The 17,463-nt window shown below is 50.5% G+C and carries 17 protein-coding genes; 14 read left to right on the forward strand and 3 right to left on the reverse strand.

Annotated features, from left to right (window positions below; all coding sequences use genetic code 11):
• Positions 1 to 7 precede the first annotated feature (7 nt).
• From OGV98_RS09145 to OGV98_RS09160, 4 genes are all read left to right on the forward strand, one after another.
• A complete protein-coding gene (locus OGV98_RS09145) occupies positions 8 to 583 on the forward strand; it encodes a helix-turn-helix domain-containing protein (protein ID WP_003020168.1) in 576 nt (191 codons plus the stop codon).
• Between the two features lie 58 nt (positions 584 to 641).
• Positions 642 to 1,676, forward strand: a complete 1,035-nt coding sequence (gene curA / locus OGV98_RS09150; RefSeq protein WP_016150272.1) for an NADPH-dependent curcumin/dihydrocurcumin reductase — start codon at positions 642 to 644, stop codon at positions 1,674 to 1,676.
• A 264-nt stretch (positions 1,677 to 1,940) separates the two neighbouring features.
• On the forward strand, positions 1,941 to 3,002 hold the full coding sequence (yncE, locus tag OGV98_RS09155; protein ID WP_044710801.1) for a 7-bladed beta-propeller protein YncE: 1,062 nt from the start codon (positions 1,941 to 1,943) through the stop codon (positions 3,000 to 3,002).
• Between the two features lie 137 nt (positions 3,003 to 3,139).
• Entirely contained in the window at positions 3,140 to 3,361 is a 222-nt protein-coding gene (locus OGV98_RS09160; protein ID WP_003843716.1) for a YgdI/YgdR family lipoprotein, read from the forward strand.
• Between the two features lie 41 nt (positions 3,362 to 3,402).
• On the opposite strand, the gene ansP is transcribed toward OGV98_RS09160, so the two are convergent.
• On the reverse strand, positions 3,403 to 4,845 hold the full coding sequence (gene ansP, locus OGV98_RS09165) for an L-asparagine permease (protein WP_003843715.1): 1,443 nt from the start codon (positions 4,843 to 4,845) through the stop codon (positions 3,403 to 3,405).
• Positions 4,846 to 5,124: 279 nt separating this feature from the next.
• The gene (locus OGV98_RS09170; protein WP_194857712.1) at positions 5,125 to 6,666 is read right to left on the reverse strand and encodes a methyl-accepting chemotaxis protein; all 1,542 of its coding nucleotides are present in this window, start codon (positions 6,664 to 6,666) and stop codon (positions 5,125 to 5,127) included.
• A gap of 507 nt (positions 6,667 to 7,173) precedes the next feature.
• On the opposite strand from OGV98_RS09170, the gene OGV98_RS09175 reads away from it, so the two are divergent.
• From OGV98_RS09175 to OGV98_RS09215, 10 genes are all read left to right on the forward strand, one after another.
• Positions 7,174 to 8,172 carry an MsnO8 family LLM class oxidoreductase gene (locus OGV98_RS09175; protein ID WP_202581304.1) on the forward strand — a complete coding sequence of 333 codons (999 nt, stop codon included), beginning with the start codon at positions 7,174 to 7,176 and terminating at the stop codon, positions 8,170 to 8,172.
• Entirely contained in the window at positions 8,172 to 9,293 is a 1,122-nt protein-coding gene (locus OGV98_RS09180) for an amidohydrolase (RefSeq protein WP_003020146.1), read from the forward strand. The genes OGV98_RS09175 and OGV98_RS09180 overlap by 1 nt, the downstream gene beginning before the upstream one ends.
• Positions 9,294 to 9,318: 25 nt before the next feature.
• The gene (locus tag OGV98_RS23615) at positions 9,319 to 10,632 is read left to right on the forward strand and encodes an LLM class flavin-dependent oxidoreductase (RefSeq protein ID WP_103856770.1); all 1,314 of its coding nucleotides are present in this window, start codon (positions 9,319 to 9,321) and stop codon (positions 10,630 to 10,632) included.
• A gap of 12 nt (positions 10,633 to 10,644) precedes the next feature.
• The gene (locus OGV98_RS23620) at positions 10,645 to 11,577 is read left to right on the forward strand and encodes an ABC transporter substrate-binding protein (RefSeq protein WP_006684496.1); all 933 of its coding nucleotides are present in this window, start codon (positions 10,645 to 10,647) and stop codon (positions 11,575 to 11,577) included.
• 10 nt (positions 11,578 to 11,587) lie between these two features.
• A complete protein-coding gene (locus OGV98_RS09190; RefSeq protein ID WP_048217555.1) occupies positions 11,588 to 12,097 on the forward strand; it encodes a GNAT family N-acetyltransferase in 510 nt (169 codons plus the stop codon).
• A 9-nt stretch (positions 12,098 to 12,106) separates the two neighbouring features.
• A complete protein-coding gene (locus OGV98_RS09195; RefSeq protein WP_003836182.1) occupies positions 12,107 to 13,033 on the forward strand; it encodes an amino acid ABC transporter permease in 927 nt (308 codons plus the stop codon).
• Positions 13,017 to 13,790: an amino acid ABC transporter ATP-binding protein gene (locus OGV98_RS09200; RefSeq protein WP_003836184.1), complete on the forward strand. Its 774-nt coding sequence runs from the start codon at positions 13,017 to 13,019 to the stop codon at positions 13,788 to 13,790. Before OGV98_RS09195 ends, OGV98_RS09200 begins: the two co-directional genes overlap by 17 nt.
• A gap of 331 nt (positions 13,791 to 14,121) precedes the next feature.
• Positions 14,122 to 14,475, forward strand: a complete 354-nt coding sequence (locus OGV98_RS09205; RefSeq protein ID WP_229235644.1) for a hypothetical protein — start codon at positions 14,122 to 14,124, stop codon at positions 14,473 to 14,475.
• 2 nt (positions 14,476 to 14,477) lie between these two features.
• Positions 14,478 to 15,656, forward strand: coding sequence for a hypothetical protein (locus OGV98_RS09210; RefSeq protein ID WP_096890391.1), 1,179 nt, complete (start codon positions 14,478 to 14,480; stop codon positions 15,654 to 15,656).
• 17 nt (positions 15,657 to 15,673) lie between these two features.
• Positions 15,674 to 16,054 carry a hypothetical protein gene (locus OGV98_RS09215; protein WP_174500878.1) on the forward strand — a complete coding sequence of 127 codons (381 nt, stop codon included), beginning with the start codon at positions 15,674 to 15,676 and terminating at the stop codon, positions 16,052 to 16,054.
• Positions 16,055 to 16,385: 331 nt separating this feature from the next.
• Here the strand turns inward: OGV98_RS09215 and OGV98_RS09220 are convergent, their stop codons facing one another.
• Positions 16,386 to 17,375, reverse strand: a complete 990-nt coding sequence (locus OGV98_RS09220; RefSeq protein WP_171862716.1) for a zinc-dependent alcohol dehydrogenase family protein — start codon at positions 17,373 to 17,375, stop codon at positions 16,386 to 16,388.
• Positions 17,376 to 17,463 lie beyond the last annotated feature (88 nt).

Below are 17,463 nucleotides of genomic sequence, written 5' to 3' on the forward strand. Positions count from 1 at the left end.
TTACAATATGAATACTATTGAAGACAGCATAAATCAACGGATCAGTGCAAGAATTCGCATTGAGCGGGAATCTCGCGGTTGGTCACTCACGGAACTTGCCGAGCGCGCGGGCGTGTCGCGGGCAATGATCCATAAAATAGAACGCGGCGAGAGTAGTCCAACGGCGACGCTGCTGGGTAGACTTTCCGGTGCGTTTGGCATCAGCATGTCTACCCTGATTGCGCGGGCTGAAATGCAGGAGGGCAAGCTGCTGCGCTTCGCTGACCAGCCCGTCTGGCACGACCCGCAAAGCCACTATCTGCGCCGCCATGTTTCACCGCGCAGCGATCTACCTATCGATCTGGTGCAGATTGAATTACCCGCTGGAAGTGATATCCCGATGCCAGCTTCTTCCTATGTGCAGGCCAGACAACTTATCTGGTTACAGCAGGGGGAATTAGTTTTTGTGGAAGGGGACATACGCCATGAAATGCAGGCAGGTGATTGCCTGGAACTTGGCCCGCCGAATGACTGTCGGTTTATCAATGAAACCGCGAAACCCTGCGTTTACCTGGTTGTGCGGTTAAACCACGTCGTCAGCTAAATAGCAGGCGCAGACTGCTACTATTGATGGATTCATGCCAAAAGCAGAGGAGCACATCATGGGTCAACAGACTAATCGTAACCGTCGCTGGGTACTGGCTTCCCGTCCACATGGCGCGCCAGTCCCAGAGAACTTCCGTCTTGAAGAAGATGAGGTGGCATCCCCGGGCGAAGGCCAGGTTTTGCTGCGCACTGTTTATCTTTCCCTCGATCCCTACATGCGTGGCCGCATGAGCGATGAGCCATCTTACTCACCACCAGTAGAGATTGGTGGTGTTATGGTGGGTGGTACCGTAAGTCGCGTGGTGTCATCCCGCCATCCGGACTACCAGCCAGGCGAATGGGTATTGAGCTACAGCGGTTGGCAGGACTATGACATCTCCGACGGTAACGGACTGGTGAAGCTTGGCGCTCATCCCGAACATCCCTCCTGGGCGCTGGGTGTTATGGGTATGCCGGGGTTTACCGCTTATATGGGCCTGCTGGATATCGGTCAGCCGAAAGCGGGAGAAACGCTGGTGGTAGCCGCCGCAACCGGGCCGGTTGGCGCAACGGTTGGGCAGATCGGTAAGCTTAAAGGCTGTCGGGTAATCGGTGTGGCTGGTGGGGCAGAGAAATGTCGACATGCCACAGAGGTGCTGGGCTTTGATGTTTGCCTCGATCACCACGCACAAGATTTTGCGCAACAACTGGCAAAAGCCTGCCCACAAGGAATTGATATTTATTATGAAAACGTCGGCGGAAAAGTATTTGATGCCGTTCTGCCATTGCTCAATACTTCTGCGCGGATTCCGCTTTGTGGCCTGGTCAGTGGTTATAACGCAACGTCGCTTCCGACCGGACCTGACAGATTACCACTGTTAATGGCAACGCTGCTGAAAAAGCGTATACGGATGCAGGGTTTTATCATTGGTCAGGATTATGGTCACCGCATTCAGGAGTTTCAGCGGGAGATGGGGCGCTGGCTTAAAGAGGACAAAATCCACTACCGCGAGCAGGTGACCGACGGTCTGGAAAATGCGCCACAAACCTTTATCGGTCTGCTGACCGGCAAAAACTTCGGCAAGGTAGTTATTCGTCTTGCTGAGGATTGATGCGTAAGGGTGGAAGACGGTGAATGTCTGTAACCAGGCCTGCTTCGTACGAAATGTAGGTCTGGTAAAATGCCAATGACGTTATCTGGATGAAAAGCGATTATTCATGGAGAAAATGAGAAGGTTACAACCCGAAAGCAAATAAATACTCCACATTGAGATAAATAATGATTACTATTCTCATTCTTAAAAAGGCAAAACCATGATTTTGCTCATTGAAGCTATGTGAAGCAGTAACAAACGAATTTATCAAAGGGAGTCGTCATGTCTTTACGTCATCTGTTTTCACCGCGTCTGCGTGGTTCTTTACTGTTAGGTTCACTGCTCGTTGCATCATCTTTTACTACGCAGGCTGCAGAAGAACTGCTGCGCAAAGCCGTCGGTAAAGGCGCTTATGAAATGGCGTACAGCCAACAAGAGAACGCGCTGTGGCTGGCGACCTCACAGAGCCGCAAACTGGATACCGGCGGGGTGGTTTACCGCCTTGACCCGGTCACCCTCGAAGTGACTCAGGTGATTCATAACGATCTCAAACCGTTTGGTGCCACCATCAATAATGCCACGCAAACGCTGTGGTTCGGCAACACGGTAAATAGCGCGGTAACGGCGATGGATGCTAAAACGGGCGCGGTGAAAGGACGTCTGGTGCTGGATGCGCGTAAGCGTTCTGAAGATGTTCGCCCGCTGCAGCCGCGTGAGCTGGCCGCAGATGACGCCACTAACACGGTATACATTAGCGGTATTGGTAAAGAGAGCGTGATTTGGGTGGTGGACGGTGATGCCATTAAACTGAAGGACACCATTCAAAATACCGGCAAAATGAGCACCGCTCTGGCGGTCGACAGCAAGGCTAAGCGCCTGTACACCGCCAATGCGGACGGTGAATTCATTACCATCGATACCACCACCAACAAAATTCTCAGCCGCAAAAAACTGCTGGATGATGGGAAAGAGCATTTCTTTATCAACCTGAGCCTGGACACAGCGGGCAACCGTGCATTTGTCACCGACTCTAAAGCGGCGGAAGTGCTGGTAATCGACACCCGTAACGGCAACGTACTGGCAAAAGTCGCCGCGCCGGAATCCCTTGCCGTGCTGTTCAACCCGACGCGTAATGAAGCCTACGTGACTCATCGCCAGGCCGGTAAAGTGAGTGTGATCGACGCGAAAAGCTATAAAGTCGTCAAAACATTCGAGACCCCAACATTCCCGAATAGCCTGGCGCTCTCTGCCGATGGTAAAATCCTGTACGTCAGCGTGAAACAGAAATCTACCCGCGAGCAGGAAGCTACCCAGCCGGACGATGTTATTCGTATTGCGCTGTAAAAAATCAGGAGGGGGAAACCCCTCCTGTCATTTCTCTAAACCCCACGATACGCCTCGTTACACCCCGCCAGTAGCCCGACCCACTTCAGGGACTTACACTACGCCTTCAACGGCTAACTGAATAACACGGGAATATCATGAAAAAGCCATTTATCTGTCTTTGTGCAGGCGTAATGCTGTTTGCCCTGGCAGGATGCACCACCGATTACGTCATGACGACCAAAAGCGGACAAACCATTACCACCCAGGGTAAGCCAAAACTGGATAAAGATACGGGAATGACCAGCTATACCGATCAGGATGGAAACGCGCGAGAAATTAACAGCAACGATGTAGCGCAGTTGATTGAAGCGAACTAAAAAAGAAGGCCTGAAGGGTTAACCTGTCAGGCCTTCAGCCATTACGGCGCGGTGCGGTGGATTTCCGCGACGCGCTTACGCACGCCGAACCAGCCTGCAACCAGCAGGATGGCAATCAACGGTAATGACGCGATAGTGTAGGTGCCGTTTGGATAGTCAAACGCCATCAACACCAGCACGCTCAGCAGGAATACCAGGGTTAGCCACGAGGTAAACGGAGCGCCCGGCAGTTTAAAGCTAACGTCTGCCGTTTTACCTTCTTTTATGGCCCGGCGCAGACGCATCTGACAGACCATGATAAAGCCCCACGACGCAATAATGCCCAACGACGCGAAGTTCAACACGATCTCAAACACCTGCGACGGCACCAGATAGTTCAGAAATACCCCGACGACATAGACGACCAGCGTGGCGAGGATCCCAGCCCAGGGTACCTGTTGACGGCTCATTTTAGCCATGAATTTCGGCGCCGATCCGCCCATCGACATTGAACGTAAAATACGTCCGGTGCAGTACAGCCCAGAGTTAAGGCTGGAAAGTGCCGCGGTGAGCACCACAATATTCATGATACTGCCGATATACGGCACGCCCAGTTTGGAGAAGAAGGTAACAAACGGGCTTTGCCCTGCCTGATAGGCATTCCACGGCAGTAACAGAACCAGCAGCACGACAGAACCCACATAGAACAGACCAATACGCCAGATAACGCTATTGATCGCTTTCGGCACCATGGTTTGTGGATCTTTGCATTCTCCAGCAGCGGTGCCCACCAGTTCAATGGAGGCAAACGCGAAAACCACCCCCTGAACCAGTACCAGCGCTGGCAGCAGGCCATGTGGGAAGAATCCACCGTTGTCGGTGATCAGGTGAAAACCCGTGGCGTTACCATCCAATGGTTTTCCAGTGCCTAAAAAGACGGTACCCACCACCAGGAAAATCACAATCGCCAACACTTTGACCAGTGCAAACCAAAACTCCATCTCCGCGAACCACTTCACGCCGATCATGTTCATGGTGCCGACAATGGCCAGCGCGCCGAGGGCGAATACCCACTGCGGTACATCACCAAATGCGCCCCAGTAATGCATATACAACGCCACCGCGGTGATATCGACAATGCCGGTCATCGCCCAGTTGATAAAGTACATCCAGCCAGCCACATAGGCGGCTTTCTCACCTAAAAATTCACGGGCATAGGAGACAAAGCTGCCGCTGGAAGGGCGATGTAAAACCAGTTCGCCAAGCGCGCGCAGTATAAAGAACGAAAAAATACCGCACACCAGATAAACCAGCGCCAAAGCAGGACCAGCCATCTGCAAGCGCGCGCCAGCCCCTAAAAACAACCCGGTACCAATTGCGCCGCCAATGGCGATCATCTGTACCTGTCGATTTCCCATCGCTTTGTGATACCCCTCTTCGTGGGCATTCAACCAGCGTCGTTTCGCCGCATGTTGTTCCGCGGCTTGCGTGTTGTTTGTGTTCATTACTTTTCCTGTTGACCTGACAAAAATACAAATCCTTTTTGCCGCACCTGCTGCGGCGAAAACAGCCTTACCCTTCATTGTGTTACGGGGGAAAACTGCCGGCCGAGCATCCTACATTCAATTGTTCTGTTCCGCAAAGCCTCGATAACAAGAATTCAGCATTTTTGTACAGCCTGCACTGGCGCGGTGTGGCCTCGATTCAGCCAATAAAAGAGAAGGGCGTAAATACCTGGAGAGGAGTGCGCTTATCGAGACAATCACCCGATAAGCGCCGTAAGGTTATGCTGATACGCCAAAGACCTGAACGGCCTGCTGTAAGCGCGATGAACGTTGAGTCAGATCGGCGGTAGCATCGGTGACACGCTCTACCATCTCGGCATTATTGTGTGTCATGGTGCCTACGCGTGAAATCGAATCGTTAATCAGATCCAGCGCCAGGGTTTGCTCACGTGTCGCCAGACTAATATCTTTGATCATCATCGACATCTGCAGGACATCGCCAATCATCCCGGTAAGATGCGTCTCCGTTTGTTCTACCATTTTGACGCCGCTATTCACGTTGGCGACGTTCTTCTCAATCAACTGTTTGATCTCTTTTGCTGCAGACGCTGAGTGCTGTGCCAGATTACGGACCTCTGCCGCCACAACGGCGAAACCGCGTCCTGACTCTCCGGCTCGCGCGGCCTCGACCGCGGCATTGAGCGCCAGAATATTGGTCTGAAAGGCGATACTATCAATGACGCCGATGATGTCGACGATCTGCCCGTTGTCACGCGATATCGCCTGCATCATGGCGATAGTTTGTTTCATGATATCGCCGCCTTCTGCCGCATTGGCGCTGGTTTTATCGGCCATGGTCATAGTATGTGCCGCAGTCTCAGCAGTTTGCTGTACCGCGCTACCAATTTCTTCAATGGCGGCAGCGGTTTGTTGCAGGTCGGCGGAGGTTTCTTCGGAACGCTTATGCAGCGCCGTACCTTCTTTTGATACTCGCTGACTGATAGCGCGAATACCGGATATTTGCGTACTGACATCATCGACCAGTGAATTCAGATTAAGCCCGGACTGATTAACCAGGCGCATCAGCATTCCGATCTCATCCACCCGATTTAAATGACAGTTATCAGGTTTTCTCCCGGATACCACTTTCTTCATTTGCGTCAGTAGCGTATTAACTGGCTGACAGATTTGATACTTAAGGTAAATAGCAAGCATCAGAAATAAGAACAGCAACCCTCCCGCCTGAATAAATGGATTAACAGGAGCAAAAAGAAATAGCACAGTGAGCAGGGCGATTACCCCTAAAGAATAATTGACGCGCTGGCTAATGCTCAGCCATTTAAACATTGATGCCCATGACAATATGCCGCGGCGAATGATAATGCCTTTAAAAAGTCGAAACCCTTTAAACTGCTGGCTATTAATTTTTTGATATAAACTTTCGCTTTGAGTTATTTCATCGCGCGAAGGAACGGTACGCACTGAAATGTAGCCAGTGAGTTTTTCATTGTGCCAGACCGGTGTAACGTTGGCGCGAACCCAGTAATGGTCGCCATTCTGCCGACGGTTTTTCACCATCCCCGTCCAGCTGTCTCCCTGCTGTAGCGTGTACCACATATCGGCGAACGCCGCGGGAGGCATATCAGGATGGCGAATAATATTATGCGGTTCGCCCATTAATTGCTGTTCGTTAAATCCGCTGGCATCAATAAATGCGGAGTTGGCGTAGGTAATATGACTTTCTTTATCCGTCGTAGAAAGCAGCGTCGTTTTATCGTTAAGTGCGTGCTCAATTTGTGTAACGGGCATGTTACTTTTCATAGAGGTCCCATGATGCTATGTATAATCCATACAAAAATCCCCGCAATGAAATCGGGGGATATTAGAAATCTGTTTTAAACCGTTTTAATAAGAAACGTTGCATTCTCTACTAATCATCATTTCTGTGGAAGTAGTTAAAATAAAAATTTCCATGTAAATCATTCATCCCACGTCATAAAAGTGAAACAATTAATACAAGCGCATAACGTTACAAGTCGTTTAAACTGACTTAACGTAAATTGCGTTAAAAAACCTTTTCGTAAAAAGAAAACTGGCATGAAATTATTTTGATGTTATTAACGTGATCTCAACGACCCTATTATATTTTGTAGGCTATTAATTGCGGGTGTTTTTCAGTTTAGCGGTACTGGGCGATCCAAATTTTAACCCTGGCTGCGGTAGGGTTTGTTATCTACTTTTTAGCTGAGTAAATGTGAATTAAATGTTTCAGTATGGCTATTTGATAAATTAATAATAAAGACATGTTAACAAACATAGGCTCGTAACATGTCATATCGCCTGAGTGTTCTGGATAAAAGCCCCATAGGGGAAGGTGAAACTGCCGCGACTGCGCTTTCCCGGACGTTGCGTTTGGCGCAACTGGCGGAAGAGTGGGGGTACCATCGTTTCTGGATCGCGGAACACCATAATACGCCACAGCTGGCCAGTCCATCGCCGGAACTGGTGATCGCCTGGATCCTCGGGCAAACCCAGCGTATCCGCGTTGGTTCCGGCGGCGTGATGCTGCAACATTACAGCCCGTACAAAGTGGCGGAAAACTTCAATCTTCTGGCATCACTGGCTCCTGGACGTGTCGACCTCGGCGTAGGGAAGGCCCCTGGCGGGTTACCGTTGTCGACTCAGGCGTTACAGCATGGACTGCATCAGGAAGAAAAAGGCAGTTTTGCCGATCAGCTTTCTCAGCTTAACGGCTGGCTGGCGCTGAACGGAACGGAAAGCGGGGAAACGGTATTCCCGACGCCAATCCCACCAATACCGCCAGAAGGATTTGTACTCGGAGCCAGTGTGCAAAGCGCACAGTTAGCAGCGCAATCCGACTTGAATTTTATCTTCGCTGCGCACCTCAACGGTGACAAAGCGTTATTACGTGAGGTTTTGTCCTTCTGGCAGACCCACAGCGACCGCCCGACGATAGTCGCCGTTCAGGTGATTGTGGCTGACAGTCACGATACCGCTGCGCAACTGGCGGAAAACGTGCAAATCTGGGGCGTTGAGCTGGAAAATGGTCAACGCGTTACAGTCGCCAGCGAAGAGCAAGCCCTGGCATTCGCCGTACAGGCGGGTAGTTCGCCACGCAAAATCGCGCGTCGTGAACTGGCGTTGTTACACGGCACCGCTCAAGAGGTGATGGTAAAGCTGAATGCTCTGCATACGCAATTTGGTATTGATGAGTTCATTATCGACACGCCAGTGGCGGAGGGCCACCCGCGTCTGACATCGCTGCGTTTGTTGGCACAAGTCCATAATGCCGTGGAGGTGCTCTGATGACCCTCAGCTCAACGCTTATCAACTGGCGTCGTGAATTACATCAGCACCCGGAGCTTTCCCTGCAGGAGGAAGCAACCACCAGGCGCATTCAGGCCTGGTTGCACGCTGCGGATGTCGACATTCTGCCGTTCGAGCTGAAAACCGGTCTGGTCGCGGAAATCGGCAAGGGAGAAGATGTCATCGCGCTGCGAGCGGATATCGATGCGCTACCGATAGAAGAAAGCGCCGATGTTCCGTTTCGCTCCCTCACACCGGGCGTGATGCATGCCTGCGGGCATGACGTCCATACCAGCGTGATGCTTGGAGCAGCACTGCTGCTTAAACAACAGGAAACAACCTTACCGGGGCGAGTACGTATTTTGTTTCAACCAGCTGAAGAGAGTTTCGGCGGCGCAAAAACGTTGATCCGCGCCGGTGCGCTGCAAAACGTAGCGGCTATTTTTGGTATGCACAATGAGCCCGGTTTGCCAGTGGGCGAATTTGCCACACGCGGCGGTGCGTTCTATGCCAATGTCGATCGCTTTGTGCTGCGTATAAATGGCAAGGGAGCACATGCGGCGCGTCCGCATGAAGGCAAAGATGCCATCCTGCTTGCCAGCCAGTTGGTAACCGTGTTGCAAAGCGTTGCCAGTCGCGACGTTAACACGCTGGATTCGGTGGTACTCAGCGTGACCCGTATTCAGGGAGGAAATACATGGAACGTACTGCCAGAGTCCGTTGAGCTGGAAGGGACGCTCAGAACGCACCGGACTCAGGTACAGCAGCAGGTTAAAGCACGGGTTAATGACATCGCTGCCGGATTTGCCCATGCCTTTGGCGCACAAATAGACGTTATCTGGCATGCAGGGCCGACCGCGTTGGTGAACGATGCGCGTTGGGCCGATATCGCCACCACGGTGGCGAAACAGTCAGGCTACACAACACACCATGCTGACCTGCATATGGGCGGGGAGGATTTTGCCGTCTACCTGCAAAATACGCCAGGCGCATTTGTCAGTATTGGCAGCGCCAGTGAATACGGATTACATCACCCGGGATTTAATCCAGACGAACGTTTAATTGAACCTGCCGCACATTACTTTGCGCAGTTAGCAAAAACGGCATTCGCACACCTTTAAGTTTACCTGTTGGGTAGGGGTTATTATGGCTGAAAATCGGCAACTACGGCTCGGAACTATTCTGCATGGCGCATCGGGAAATATGTCCGCATGGCGCCACCCGGCGGCTCAGGCCGATGCCAGTATTAATTTTGATTTTGTCAAAGAGACGGCGCTTATTGCGGAAAAAGGGAAGCTGGATTTTATTTTTGTCGCCGATGGTCTGTATATTAATGAAAAATCAATCCCGCACTTTTTAAATCGTTTTGAGCCGCTGACAGTATTATCCGCTTTGGCCAGCATCACCCAGAATCTGGGACTGGTTGGCACAGTGTCTACATCATACAGCGAGCCGTTTACGACCGCACGACAGTTCGCCAGCCTGGACCATCTCAGCAACGGGCGTGCGGGCTGGAACGTGGTTACGTCGCCTCTGGAAGGATCGGCAAAAAACTATTCTCGCGCTCAGCATCCGGAGCATGCCCAGCGTTATCGTATTGCCGATGAATATTTACAGGTAGTGAAAGGACTGTGGGATTCCTGGGAAGACGATGCTTTTACCCGTAATAAAACAAGCGGGGAATTTTTTAATCCGCATAAACTGCACACGCTAAACCATCATGGAGATTATTTCCAGGTCGCCGGGCCGTTAAATATTGGGCGTACGCCACAAGGTCGTCCGATTATATTTCAGGCGGGAGCTTCAGCAGATGGCAAGAAATTAGCGGCGCAGCATGCTGATGCCATTTTTACCCATCAGGAGTCGCTGGCAGAGGCTAAGGCGTTCTATCAGGATGTAAAAAGTCAGCTGGAAATTGCCGGACGACATCCCGATCAACTGCATATATTCCAGGGCGTCAGCGTTATTGTTGGCGACAGCGCAGAGGACGTTGAGCAGCAGTATCAGACTACCGCTGCGCTGGTCTCCGTTACCGACGCGCTGAACTATCTTGGCCGCTACTTTGAACATCATGATTTTGCCCAATATCCGCTGGACGCACCGTTCCCGGATCTTGGCTCTCTCGGACAAAACAGCTTTCGCAGTACGACTGATGAGATCAAACGCAACGCGCGCGAGCGTGGCTTAACACTCCGTCAGGTTGCTCTGGAAGCGGCCAGCCCACGTCCGCGTTTCAGCGGCACGCCGGAACAGGTCGCCGACGGGCTGCAGCAGTGGTTCGACGAGAAAGCCGCAGATGGTTTTATTATCCAGGGCGGAACGCCGGATACCTTCCCGCGTTTTGTCGAACAGGTTGTCCCTGTGCTTCAGGCGCGGGGCCTGTTCCGCCATGAATATCCCGGTACGACCCTGCGCGCAAGCCTGGGATTAACGACACCTGCAAATCAATTCGCACAATAAGAGAAAAACGCTATGCAGAAAAAATCAGTATTCCTCGCGCTGTCGCTGGCTTTCAGCGCGACTGTCTGGGCAAATGATGTGACGATTAACGGCACGGGCGTAAGTCTGGAAGCCAATAAAACGCCGATCAATACGGCAAAGAATCCGCAGGCGATTGCGCAATTGCCTGCAAATCTGCACCTGGCCGTACCGGGCAAATTCACCGTGGCGATTGCCGGGCTCAGTCAACCGCCGCTGACCGTCTTTGCCGATGACAATAAGACGCTGATCGGCAGCGAGGCGGACATCGCGCGTCTGGTGGCTGACAGTTTGGGGCTGGAACTCAACGTCGTACCTACGTCATGGGAAGACTGGCCGCTGGGCGTCACTTCCGGCAAATACGATGCCGCGATCAGCAATATTACCGTCACCAAAGCACGCAAAGAAAAATTCGATTTCGCGACGTATCGGAAGGACTCTCTTGGCTTTTATGTCAAAACCGGTAGCAAGCTGAAGAAAATCGAGCAGGCGGAAGATATCGCTGGACTGCGCATTATCGTCGGTTCAGGGACGAACCAGGAAGCCATCCTGCTGGCCTGGAACGATGAGAACGTGAAGAAAGGGTTACAGCCGTTTACGCCGGTGTATACCAAAGATGATGCCGCGCAAACCCTGGCCCTACAGTCAGGTCGCGCCGATGCCTACTTCGGTCCTAATGTAATCGGCGCATGGAAAGCTGCACTCAACGGTAAAACGCAATTGGTGGGTAGTGTTGATGGCGGTTGGCCAAAAGCGGCACACATCGCAGTGACGCTGAAAAAGGACAGCGGTCTGGTTCTGCCGGTACAAACCGCCCTCAACGGCGTGATTGGCAACGGCGATTATGACAAGGTGCTGAATCGCTGGGGAGAAGGGGTGGAACGCATTCCGCAATCTGAAATCAACCCGGCCGGTTTAGGCGACTAAGGAGGTTATCGTGAGCGATCAATTTCGCGTGGTCTCACCTGAAGCCAGCGAGCTACAGCCCATTTTGAACGGTCTGTTCGGTGAGTATGCTGCCCGCTACGGCGATTATTTTTCTCGCGACGCTGAAGTGGAACTGACCGAATGGTATCTGGCACCTCAGGGACTTTTTGTGGTCCTGGAGCGTGGCGGAGAAATTATCGCCACCGGGGCTTACAAACCTTACGACAAGGACACTGCCGAGATTAAGCGTATCTGGACAAAAAGCAGCCTGCGTCAGCAGGGACTTGCGGCGCGTGTAGTGCAGGAACTGGAACGTCGGGCGCTACTCGCGGGCTACAGCCGGATATATCTGACCACAGGATTTCGCCAGCCGGAGGCCGTCAGACTTTATTTAAGCCAGGGCTACGATCCGCAATTTGATACGACGCGCAATCCCGAAGAGTACAGCCAGCCACCGTTTGATGGACGGCTGCGCTTTACCAAACTGCTGACTATTGCCGGTCAGGCCAGAATCGCCTGAGGAGAGAAGATGAAAACGACAGATAGCATTAAAGTCGTACCGGCGCGTTACCCCATGCGCACCGTTGGCGCGATCATTGCTTTGTTTGCCCTGGCGGTGATTCTCCAGTCTGTGGCGTTTAATCCGCGCTGGGAATGGAGTGTGTTTGCCCGCTGGTTCTTCGATCCGGTGATTTTGTCTGGTCTTGGACAAACGCTGTTACTGACACTTATCGGGACGCTGTTGAGTATTCTCATCGGCGGTCTGCTGGCGCTGGCGCGGCTTTCATCTTCCTGGCTGTTGAACTGTCTGGCCTGGGGGTACATCTGGCTGTTTCGTTCGTTACCACTGATTGTGGTGCTAATCGTTCTGTACAACTTCTCCTATCTATACGACACGCTGACGATTGGTATTCCGTTTACTCCCATTCAGTGGGGAAGTTTTGAGACCATCAATGTACTCGGTCAGTTTTCCACTGCGGTGGTTGGCCTGACGCTGGTGCAAAGCGCCTATACCGCTGAGATTATACGTGGTGGATTTTTGGGGGTTGATCACGGTCAGTACGAGGCAGCGGCAGCACTGGGCTTACCGGCAGGGCGACGTACGCTGCGGATTATTCTGCCGCAGGCGCTGCGCACCATTTTGCCTGCTGGCTTCAATGAAATCATCAGCCTGGCGAAAGGGACGGCGATGGTATACGTGCTGGCAATGCCGGAGCTGTTCTACACCATCCAGATGATCTACAACCGCACGCAGGAAGTGATCCCGCTGCTGATGGTGGGTGCGGTGTGGTATCTGGTGATCACCAGCATCCTGTCGCTTATTCAGCATCTGGTCGAACGTGCGCTGGCACGCAGCGAACGACGTTCAGCGATCAACACCGTCCGGGTGAGCCGTGCAGAAAAACGCAGTCGTCAACGTCCACAGCAGGAGGCCGTCCATGTCCCACTCGCCTGAAGGTCATATTTCTATTACCGGCGTCAGCAAATACTTTGGTCGCCACAAAGCATTGGATAATGTGTCGCTGGAGATCCCTCCCGGAACGGTTACGGTCATTCTCGGGCCGTCCGGTTCAGGGAAATCCACACTCCTGCGTACCATCAACCATCTGGAACGCGTCGATGAGGGTTTTATTCAAATCGATGGCGATTACATTGGCTATCGTCGGCAGGGAGACAAGCTGTATGAGCTGAAAGAGGCGGAAATTTTGCGCCAGCGGGTTAACGTCGGCTATGTGTTCCAGAACTTTAATCTGTTCCCGCACTTAACGGTGCTGGAGAACCTTATTGAAGCACCCATTGCGCACGGACTGGCATCGCGTAAAGCAGCCACCGAGCGGGCATTAACGCTGCTTGATGCGGTAGGGTTGCGGAATAAAGCCGATGCCTGGTCGCGTCACTTATCTGGCGGTCAGCAGCAGCGTATCGCTATTGCCCGTGCACTGGCGCTAAATCCGCGCGTCATGCTGTTTGATGAGCCTACATCTGCACTGGATCCTGAGCTGGTGGGCGAAGTCCTGGATGTCATCAAAGCGCTGGCGAAGTCGGGAACCACGCTGGTGGTGGTGACACACGAGATTGGCTTCGCTCGGGAAGTGGCGGATCAGGTGGTGTTTATGGTTGATGGCAAAATCGTCGAGCAGGGCAGCAGCGAGCAGGTGTTGAATCATCCACGCCACACGCGCACCCAGCAGTTTTTGTCGAAAGTGCTTTGAGACCGCGTCCAAAGGGTGAAATTAACAAGAAAATATGAATGTCCGTTAATCCTAAATTAGTCTTCCTTTTGAGTAAGACTCTTCAGTGAATAATTATCGAAAAATCATTTTATTATCAGGTGAATAATGACTTGGGTCTGGAATATATCACCCTTAGTGAAGTTGTGAGAAAGCATAGTAAAACTTTGCTTAAATCATATGTTATGTATCATGCCATTGAGTATTACCACTTTTTAACTAAGGAATTGAAAATGGTAAGAGCACTGGCCTGTCTCGGCGATAAAACAAGTTATGGAGAAATTATTACTGCTTCTGCACTGGACTGGACTGGATGGAAAATGGTAAAGCATATGTAGCTACTGGCGACAGGGTGTTGTGTGGCGGCCCCAATCACTATGTTTTTGGTACAGCCACACAATATACCAGCAGTGGAGCGGGCACTTTAACCACCCTCGACACCAGTCAATTATCGATAATGATGCAGAGCTCACAGGATGTCAGCAGCAGAAAGTGTATTCGTTTTAAGTGTGCAGATGATGACGGCAGACTGATGGTGGATTGCCGGTATGTTCTCATACTCCCGGACGGCCATACAGAAACGAGGAATACAGATAGCCAAGGAATGACAGAGTGGCATTATGCTGAATCCGCTGAAAATATTAACCTGCACATATTAATGGATTAATTATGGCTGTTTACCCGCTTAGCACCAGCATTCGCTCTAATGTTCCCGCAGACTCTTTATTATATGATCTATGTATTTATCGTATGGATACCGACAGAAATAAATATTATTTGATAGATGTGAGACAGCAGAAATTTAAGGATAACCACCAAACTCAGATACATATGTCTGAAGATATAAACGAGCCTCTATCAACTATCTACATTATGGAAATGACGCTTTATCGTAAGACGATGCTGCATACCCACAGTGTTACTCCAAAACCTTTCACAAAGATGTATACGCTTGCAGAATTTAGTACAGGTAAGGCGTGCTCTGAGGCGAAACGTGAAAATCTCTGTTATTTTGAATCGGCAGGCACACCTAAACCTGATAGTCAGGGGGGCGAAACGAAACTAGTTACTATAACCCGCGAGGAGCGACCATTTATAGCGAAAGAATATCCTATTGGTAATTCCAGGGATCCTTTTGATAAAAAATTAGTAGAACGTCAAATAGAAGAAAGATTTAACGGATTTGATTTCCCTAATCAAATAGCTGCAAGTGTATGTGGACCTGCTGCATTTTTTTACTGCCTGCAAAAGGATCGCCCTGATGTGTATGCGCAAGCTGCCCGTGAACTCTGGCGATACGGAAAAACTAAAATAGGTAATTTAATAATTTCGCCAGGTAAAGGCTGTCGGCATCCTACAGGTGTATTTTACTATGATGACGGCAGACCGAAGATAGTCGGTACAGACTGGATGACGCTTGCTGGACTCAGGGATTCAGAGAATACAATGCTGAGCTTTGATACTCTTGATTCTCCAGTTGCTGGTATCACAATTTGGCAAATTTTGGCAGAATGGTTTGAAAAGGTCGGCTATAAAATGGTCTTTAGTAATGTCGGTATTACTCAGGCGGGTGTTCAGGGAATCAGAGATTTAAATAAATATATTGAGCAAGATTATAAAGTCGTAACATTGATAAATGATGGACTTCTTGTAAATAGTACAAATAAAACAACATTACCTACACACTGGGTTGTTTGGAATGGTTCAGTCATGCAAGATCCTAATGGATATATTAGTTTGGAATTGTTTTCTTGGGGAAAGGAAAAAAACTGGATAAAACCAAAAAAAGATTTGCAATTTTTTATCAACAGGTTTTTTGGAGGGATGGCTTTCAAGCCATTGAAATAAAATGGGGAAATTTTTTTTTGGTTCTGCCTTTATTATTACTATCTGCCTGTTCGTTGCAGGCAGAATTCACTCCAGAAAGGGAGGTACTTAATGATGCAACTGTTGGCATTCCCTATTATAACCAAATTAATATATTTGGTGGGGTAGTTCTTTCTTATGATCTTTATGGTAAACAAGCTATTGCTGGAGATATTCATCCAGATAATTTAGGGCTTCACCTACAGTATTGTGATGATAATGAATTCAATAATTGTATCCAGATTAGAGGGACACCAACAAAAGCAGGCATAGCTAAAGTGCGAGTACATGGGGGCTTAGGTGGCGGAATGTTTTCAAAATCAGGAGAGTTCGATAAAACCTATACTATTACGGTCAAAGATTCAGAAGGATCTTCTTAAGATCGTTTGAGAGGCGCTCTCAGCATCGCCCATCAAGATACGAGAACCCGCTCAGAGAGCGGTTTTCTCACATCTGAGTGGTTAAAAAACAACCTTAACAATAATTTCCGATATCCAAACTGACCCCGTATAGATGCGATAGGGTGCAACCCCTTCCAGATATGCCGCATTCAGACACTTTTCCGGCAATCAGAAACGGTAATTTTACTCATTTCTTGATGGTCATAAAATAGCATTAACGTACAATATTAGGTGCTGAATCATCCACATCACACGCGCACCCGAAAGTGCTTTGAGTTACATTGCGGCACAAGACTGTGCCGCACAAGGATTACATGGTGACGACGATTTTGCCCACCTGACCGTTGGCTTCCATGTATTGATGTGCTTCAACGATATCATCAAAGGCAAAGGTTTTATCAATCAGCGGCTTGAGTTGGCCGGACTGTAATCCTTCAAAGATAAACCGTTTCGCCCGCGAAAGTTTTTCTGCGTCCGCGGTGATTTCGAAAATCTCATAGCCGCGGAAGGTCAGATGACGACCGAGTATCTCAATTACCGGAATCGACAAATCACGCGCATCAAGAGAGCCATACTGGAAAAAGAGTCCGCCGGCAGGCATCACCTGGGCAATTTTTGCCACGCCAGGGCCACCGACCGGATCGAACACCACGCGGGTACCTTTGCCGTCAGTGATCCGGTTAATCTCCGCCACCAGATCCTGCTCCTGGCTGGCGATAACCTCTGCCGCGCCAAGTTGCAGAAGCTGGGCACGTTTCTCACTGGTGCGCGTCATCGCAATCGGTTTTGCTCCCCGCATGTTAGCAATCTGAATTGCCGCCAGTCCGACGCTGCTGGAAGCAGCATTGATCAGCACGTTATCACCAGGCTTAATATCCGCATATTCAACCAGCGCACCGAAAGCGGTCACATACATCATCCAGCTCGCCGCGGCTTCCTCGAAGCTAAGATTCTCAGGATGTTTGACGACAGCATGGGCTGGAGCATTGACGACTTCACCGTACATACCATACTCATGGAAGCTGAAAGCCGGGATGACGCTGACGCTATCGCCGGGCGCAAACTCACGCACGTTGTCTCCCACGGATTCAACAACGCCAGAAGCCTCATATCCCAGACGTGCCGGGAATTTGGGTTGGTAAATATACTGGCCGGTACGATACATAATTTCCGCACGGTTAATGCCGATTGCGCGTACGCGTATCTGAACTTCATCCGCACGCGGAGCAGAAACTGGCATATCCTGGATTGTCAGGACGTCAGCGTCGCCTGGTTGATTAAAAACCACGACCTTAGACATAGCAAACCTCTGTAAATTGTTCTGTATTGGGTCTGCACAATTTAACGGCTCAGATGAGGGTGAAAAACCGCCGTTGCGGAACTTCACT

Origin of the sequence: Citrobacter sp. Cf136 (assembly GCF_030333815.1) — a bacterium.
Classification (GTDB): Bacteria; Pseudomonadota; Gammaproteobacteria; order Enterobacterales; family Enterobacteriaceae; genus Citrobacter; species Citrobacter freundii.